Consider the following 6876-nt stretch of genomic DNA (forward strand, 5'->3'; position numbering starts at 1 on the left):
AAAGCCGGCAATTTCTCTGTATTTGGAATGCAACGCCAGTGTCTCGATGTCGCTGTTCCCGAGGAGCGGCAAGGCGTCGATGGGCGTCACGGTGCCGGCCTGGTAAGCGACGAGCGTCTGACCGATCAGGCCCTTCTCATGGGTGTAGTAACCGCCAATCAGCCAATCGATCAGATGCGACTGGCCCGTGAGCCGGACCTCCTGCGTGAACTTGCTGAGATTCGTCCGCTGCGGCTCGGCGAAGTTGTTCGGCGGAAAGCCGAACGCCGCCATCAGTAGGCCGCTGTAAACGTTGGTGAGGTCCGTGCGCTCCTTCTGGTTCTGCTTGCTGGCGCTAGTCGAAGTGGTCAGCGTCCCGAAACCGAGGTCGAAGATGCCGGTCGCGTTGTAGAGCCGATAGTGCAGGTTCGAGAAAATCGGCGCGAATTGCGACTGCGACAGGCCATGCAGCGGTCGTAGCGACACAGGATCCGCTTCGATCAGGCTCGGTGCGTCGGCATCGACGTTCTGAGCAATGGCTGTGAGACGGACCGAGGCCTTGTCGTTCGGTTTGAACAGCAAGGACGCCCGGCCGCCATATACCTTATCGCCATCGATGTTCTTTGCGACGTCTGACGGTCCCGGCCCGAAGCCAGCGAAAGTCGACCCGACAGTGCCGATCGAGTCGATAAAGCCGCCGTCCTTACGGTAGCTGCCCGACGCCCTGAACGCCAAAGTGCTGCTGATGGGCACGTTAACGAGCAGGTTGGCATTGTAGCCGAGGTCGCCGCCCTTCACCGCCTCGATCCCCGCCCGGCCCCGCACGATCACGCGATCGAACTGCGGCGCGTTGGTGACGAAGCGCAGCACCCCGCTGAGAGAACTTGCGCCGTAAAGCGTGCCCTGAGGCCCGCGCAGGACCTCGATCCGGTTGAGATCGAAGGTGTCGAAGTCGGCCGCGAGCACGCCGCCGTTCACTAATCCGCTGCTGGAGCCGAAGGGCGTTTCGTCGACATAAACGCTGACCGTCGAGGCGACGCTGCCGGTATTGACGCCGCGAACGATCAGGCGCCCTTCCCCCGGATCGGACTGATTGAGCTGAAGACCCGGAACGAGCTTCAGATAATCTTGAAAGTTGGTCGCGTGCTGCGCTTCCAGCGTCTGGCCTGAAACGACCGACACGGATTGCGGGACGTCAATCAGGAGCTGCGGACGCTTTTGAGCGGTGACCACGATCGCGTTCTGGTCCTCCTGTACGGGCGCTGCGGGCTGTTGCTGTTGTAGCTGCTGCGGAAGCTGCGCTGCTTCGCTAGTCTGCCCCACCGCCGGGGTTGCTATTGCGACAATGCAGGTTCCCCCGAGAAGCGCTGCGACCGACCGATGAATGTTCACCCTAGCCTCCCTGCCCATAACCGTGGCATCATGGCATTCGTTTCCCAATTGGCAACCGGTTTCTGATATGGTGAGCGTTACGCGGTCTGCGGCCTTCCTGGACCGGCGATTGGCCGCCGAGGCCGTAGTGAGGTCCACATCGGGCCAGGAGCCCGGGCAGGCCTTGCGCTCGGCACGCATCGCCAAGGGCCTGACGCTCCGCGAGCTCGCTGGGCGGGTCGGCATGCCCTACTCCACGCTGTCGAAGCTCGAGAACGGTAAGATGAGCTTCACCTACGACAAGCTCATCCGGCTCGCCCAGGGGCTCGGCATCGACTTGCAGGAACTGATGAGCGGTGCTGCTGACCAACCCTCGTCGGCATCGTCCGGCCGTCGCAGCGTGACTCGCGCTGGCCAGGAACCTCTAGCGGAATCAGACAGTTACAATCATTCGTACCCGGCCGCTGACCTGGTCGGCAAGATGATGACGCCGATCCTGATCGACATCCGGGCGACGTCCCTCGACGAAATGGGAGGCCTCGTCAGGCATTCGGGCGAGGAGTTCCTCTACGTCCTTCGCGGCGCGATGGAGCTCCATTCGGACCTATATACGCCGCTTGCGCTGGGCCCAGGCGACTGCGTTTATTTCGACAGCGGCATGGCGCACGCCTACATCCGGACCAGCGCCGAGCCGTGCGTCGTACTCTCGGTCTGCGCAGGCCGAGGCATCCAGAACATCGCCGAGGCCGCCGCCAAACGCATGTAATCTCCCACGCGTTCAGGAATTTGCGGCCACGTGTTTCTTTTCTTGAAACTTTGTCGCTACGCCCTACCATCGGCGCATGTCCGATCCGTCTTTTCGTCTCGATATCGACCGCCTCGCCGCCAAGATGGCCGCGCCGTTCCGCATTTCCGGGTACGTGTTCGATGCGATGCCAGCCGTGCTGGCAACCATATCCGCTGATGGCGCGAGCGGTCGGGGAGAGGCCGCGGGAGTCTATTATCTCGGTGATGACCAGGACCGGATGGTCGAGCAGATCGAAACGGTTCGAGCTGCGGTCGAAGGCGGGATCGACCGGCCGACCCTTCAAGTTCTCCTTCCTCCCGGCGGCGCCCGCAATGCGCTCGATTGCGCGCTGTGGGAACTCGAGGCGCGGCGGAGCGGAGTTCCAGTGTGGCGGCTCGCCGGCGCGCCCGAGCCCAAGCCGCGCCTGACCACCTTTACGCTCTCCGCCGACGAACCTCAGATCTTCGAGCGTAAGCTTGGTGAACTGCACTCGACCCGCGCGATCAAGCTCAAGCTCGAGGGTGACATCGACGCCGACCGCGAGCGGCTGTCGATGGTCCGGTCCAGATATCCTGATTCGTGGCTGATGGCGGACGCCAACCAGGGCTTCGGCGCAAAGGACTTCGACGCCCTCGAATCGATTCTTGTCGAGCACCGGGTAGCGCTTCTCGAGCAGCCGGTACCGCGCGGCGACGAAGCCTCTCTCGAAGGCTGGCGGACGCCTTTCCCCATTGCCGCCGACGAGAGCATCCTAACCCTCGCCGAGCTTAACGAGCGCGGCCGCTATTTCGACATGATCAACATCAAGCTCGACAAGTGCGGCGGCCTCACCGAGGCGCTGGCAATTGCAAAAGTCTCGCTGGCCATGGGCAAGTCGCTGATGGTCGGCAACATGGCCGGGGGCACCCTCGCAATGGCGCCCGCCTTCATCGTCGCCCAATATTGCGACGTGGTCGATCTCGACGGCCCCGCGGGCCTCGCCGACGATGCGCATGTGGATGAAATCTATTCCGACGGCGAGATTTTTGTACCCGAGACCCTGTGGGGTGCCGGCTGAGGGTTACGCTTACTGTGGTGACTGGAGCGCCGTTGCTAGCGTTTCGGAAAGGGTCGCAAGCCGGTAGGGCTTGAGGATCACCGCCCGCCCGCCGCTTCCGGAACGTGCGATTTCCTGGCTATATCCGGTCGCCAGGACGACGGGGAGCCGCGGCTGCTCCTCCGCGAGGACCTGCGCCAGCTTCAGTCCCCCCATCCCCGGCATGACGACGTCACTGAGCACGATGTCGAACTTGCGCGCCCTCGCCAGGTCGAGCGCCTCCTCGCCCGAAGCGGCTCGGGTGACCAGGTGTCCAAGCTCGGACAATAGGGTTTCGGCGAATGCCCCGACCTCTTCATTGTCCTCGACGACCAGGATCGAGACTGCCGGCTGGTTCGCAAACTCCGGTGGGCGGGCGCCGGCGTCGACCGGTTCCTCGTCGCCGGCGCAGGCCAGGGTCAAGGTGAGGCGCGTCCCCCGGCCCGGCGCGCTGTCGACCCGGACGTCGCCGCCCGACTGGGACGCGAAGCCATAGACTTGGCTGAGGCCGAGGCCGGTTCCCTTGCCCGTACCCTTGGTTGTGAAGAAGGGTTCGAAGATGCGGTCGACCGTCTCCGCGTCCATGCCGGTTCCGGTGTCGGCGATCTCGATCGCGACCATGCTGTCGCCGGCGGCGTTGCGGACAGTCCCGGTCCGGATCGTCAGAGTGCCCCGACCGTCCATCGCGTCGCGCGCGTTGGAGGCGATGTTCAGCACTGCTGACTGAAGCTGGGCGCGGTCGGCCTTGACCGCGCACGGCTTGTTCCCGAGCTCGATCTGAAGCGCGATCCGCTCACCGACGGTGCCCTCGATCAGCTCCCTCATGTCGGCGATGAGGGCATTCACATCGATCCGTTCCGGCATCAGCGGCTGGCGTCGGGCAAAAGCCAGCAACTGCGACGTCAGCGAGGCGGCATTGGTCGCCGCCTGGACGATCGCCTGCGCGAACCGCGCCCGCTTCGCTTCCGGAAGCTCGGGCCGGCAAAGCATGTCTGCCGATCCCTGGATCACGGTCAGCAGATTATTGAAATCATGGGCGATGCCGCCGGTCAGCTGGCCGAGCGCCTGCATCTTCTGGCTCTGGCGCAGCTGCTCCTCCGCCTTGGCCCGCTCCTCCATCTGCTCCTCGAGCAGGTCGTTAGCGCGGCCGAGATCTTCCGCGCGGCTCTTGAGCGCCCGATTTGCGCGGCGGAGCTGCACCTGGGCGAGCCCGACGGTCGCGACCACCAAGGCCGCAAGCAGGAACAGGCCGAGCATGATCCCGTAGCGCGCGAAAGTGCGCGACTTAAGGTCCTTGTCGATGTCCAGGTAGACCATCCCGACGTGCTGCCCGGCTTGCGCGATCGGCGAGCTGACCCGGATCTCGCTCTCGTCCGCCGTCGGCAGGGCCTCGATCGACCGCGGGATTGGCGCGCCGGTTCGCTGGTAGCCGGCGATTGCCTTGCCCGTCCGATCGAAGATCGCAATCAGTCGAATCTGCTTGTTGACCCTGTAGGCGTTGGCCGCGTCCTGCGCCGCCGCCGGATCGTCGAAATCCACCGCGGCGGCCGTCGAAGCCGCAAGCACATCCGCGAAGCCCTGCGTCTGCTCGATCCGCGCGCGATTGTAGGCGGAATTGAACTGGACGCTGACGCCGATCCCGCCGAGAAGGATCAGCAAGGCGAACGCGAAGATCGCAATCGGCGCAGAGCGCCAGTTGATCTGGGATCGTTCGCGCGCCGTCACCGGCGGACTCCCAGCGCAAGGGCGAGCAGCCGCGAGCTGATGCCGAGCCGGCGCTGCTGCGCGGATGCCTGGTCGATGAAGAAGCGCACACGCCCGCCAACGATCGCGAAATGGATGATTCCGCGCGGGCTCCCGGCCGGCCCATCCGTCACGGTGAGAACCGGCTTCCCGTCCATTCCGTTAAGTTCGCCCAGGCGATTGTTCGCGACGAAAGCGATCTGGCATTCCTCCGCCCCGCTTGCGCTGTTCAACCTACGCACGAGGATTTTGCGTCCGTCGACGGTTTGGGAGGCCGCGGTCTGGTCGAGCAAAGACCCGAAGGGATCGCTGCCGATGACACACAACTGATAGGGGCCCCCTGCTTTTGGAAGGGCCGATGCCGGCCAGGTCACGTAGCGGGCGAAGCGTGGCAGGAATGCGGCCTTGACCGAGATGTCCGTCGGCTCCGCAGCCGAAGCAGCGATCGCGACCATCGCCAGAGCGGCGGCTCCCGCGCGCAGGGCAAGGGCCAACGCTCTCATCGCCGCCATTGCAGGCCCACCAGGACCTTCCTCGAAATGGCGTCGCCGCCCGGATATTCCACGTGGCGGGCGTGAAGCAGGTTCGCGCCCGAAAGCACGAATTGCAGATGGCTCGACAAGGTATAGGCGAGACGCCCGCCAAGCTCGGTATAGGCCGGCACGCCGCCCGTCGCGACGGTTCCACTTCCGAGCGCGGCGACGGCGCGCGCGTCGATATCGAGGGTCACCGACCGGCCGAGGTTCATGCTCGAGCGCAGGATGAACTGGTGCGAAGGGTCGAGGCCGTTCTGCGACGTGCCGAGACCCGGAGCGCTCGCGCCCGGCTTGAAGTGCAGCTCCTCGTGCAGGAGCGTCGTTCCGGCCGACAGCGTCCACCAGCGCAGCGGGCTCGCACTTGCCCAAGCCTCGATGCCATAGCTGTGCCCGGCGAGCTCGTTCGCCCAGTAAAGGTTGAGCCCGGGTCCCGCCGCGATCTCGATCGTCCTCAGGTCGTCATAATGATGAAAGAAGGCTGTTGCGGAAAAGGTCAGGCCGGCGGTCGGCTGCGCTCGAACGCCGGCTTCATAGGCCGTCAGCTTTTCCGTGCGGAAATCGCGGTTCCCGGCCAGCGTAACGCCAGGCGCCCTTTCCTGCACGTCCTCGTCGAACGGCGTCGGGGAGCGGACCGCATGCGACACGGCCGCCCACAACAGCACCGATTGCGCGGGCTTCACCGCGATCCGAAGATCGGGCAGCAAACTGACCCCGACATAGGGGTCGTGCTCGGCCTTGATGCCTGCGGTGACGCTCAAGGCGTCAGTGAGTGCGATCGTGTCCTGAGCAAACAGGTTGCCGAGGAAGAGATCGCGGCTGGCCGGCGTGAAATAGAGCTGCGGTGTGCCGTTGATTAAATAATGAACGAGACGTCCGCCGCCGCCCACGACAATTGCGTTTCGGCTTCCGAGCGCCATGCTCTGCTGAACGTCGGCATCGAAGGTGTCGACATGGAACCTGCCGTTGTTGGGGCGCGAGGCCCGGCTCATCCGGTCGTAAAAGGCCTGAGCCTGGAAATGCTCGTCCTCGTTCGGGTCCCGATTCCAGCGCACCACCAGGTCGCGACCGGCGGTATCCTCACGAGCGCTGCCGGGCTGGTCATCCCGGCCGTCGAACGCGTCGCCCTCTACGGTTACCGTATCGGCCGGAGCGGGCGTCCAGTCGACACGGAAGCCGCCGCCCAGTCGGTGCCATCCATCCGCGGCGGACCCGTCTCCGGGCCGGGTTGCGGCGCCCTGGCTAAGCCATCGCCCGTAAACACGATAGGCTAGGTCGGGGCCCGCCTGGCCCCCGATGCGCAGTCCCACCGACTGCTGGACGGTACCCGCATCGATGTCGGCAAAGGCACCCGCGCTCGATGCCGCGCCCCTGGTGATGATGTTGAT

The 6876-nt window shown here is 64.8% G+C and carries 6 protein-coding genes; 2 read left to right on the forward strand and 4 right to left on the reverse strand.

The genetic code is table 11. From position 1 onward, the window contains the following. A partial coding sequence (locus tag JOZ79_RS10230; protein ID WP_294073800.1) for a TonB-dependent receptor plug domain-containing protein occupies nucleotides 1-1371 on the reverse strand: 1371 nt, incomplete at its 3' end. Nucleotides 1372-1498: 127 nt separating this feature from the next. On the opposite strand from JOZ79_RS10230, the gene JOZ79_RS10235 reads away from it, so the two are divergent. Continuing rightward, nucleotides 1499-2116: an XRE family transcriptional regulator gene (locus JOZ79_RS10235; protein WP_294073802.1), complete on the forward strand. Its 618-nt coding sequence runs from the start codon at nucleotides 1499-1501 to the stop codon at nucleotides 2114-2116. A 76-nt stretch (nucleotides 2117-2192) separates the two neighbouring features. After that, the gene (locus JOZ79_RS10240) at nucleotides 2193-3194 is read left to right on the forward strand and encodes a dipeptide epimerase (RefSeq protein ID WP_294073804.1); all 1002 of its coding nucleotides are present in this window, start codon (nucleotides 2193-2195) and stop codon (nucleotides 3192-3194) included. A 9-nt stretch (nucleotides 3195-3203) separates the two neighbouring features. Here JOZ79_RS10240 and JOZ79_RS10245 read toward each other — a convergent pair whose 3' ends face one another. The 3 genes from JOZ79_RS10245 to JOZ79_RS10255 form a co-directional block, all read right to left on the reverse strand. Beyond that, nucleotides 3204-4937 carry an ATP-binding protein gene (locus JOZ79_RS10245; protein WP_294073806.1) on the reverse strand — a complete coding sequence of 578 codons (1734 nt, stop codon included), beginning with the start codon at nucleotides 4935-4937 and terminating at the stop codon, nucleotides 3204-3206. After that, nucleotides 4934-5467 (reverse strand): YfiR family protein, encoded by a 534-nt coding sequence (locus JOZ79_RS10250; protein WP_294073808.1) that lies wholly within the window; start codon nucleotides 5465-5467, stop codon nucleotides 4934-4936. The genes JOZ79_RS10245 and JOZ79_RS10250 overlap by 4 nt, the downstream gene beginning before the upstream one ends. Beyond that, a partial coding sequence (locus JOZ79_RS10255) for a TonB-dependent receptor (RefSeq protein ID WP_294073810.1) occupies nucleotides 5455-6876 on the reverse strand: 1422 nt, incomplete at its 5' end. The genes JOZ79_RS10255 and JOZ79_RS10250, both read right to left, overlap by 13 nt.

This window comes from Sphingomonas sp. (assembly GCF_019242355.1).
GTDB lineage: Bacteria > Pseudomonadota > Alphaproteobacteria > Sphingomonadales > Sphingomonadaceae > Sphingomicrobium.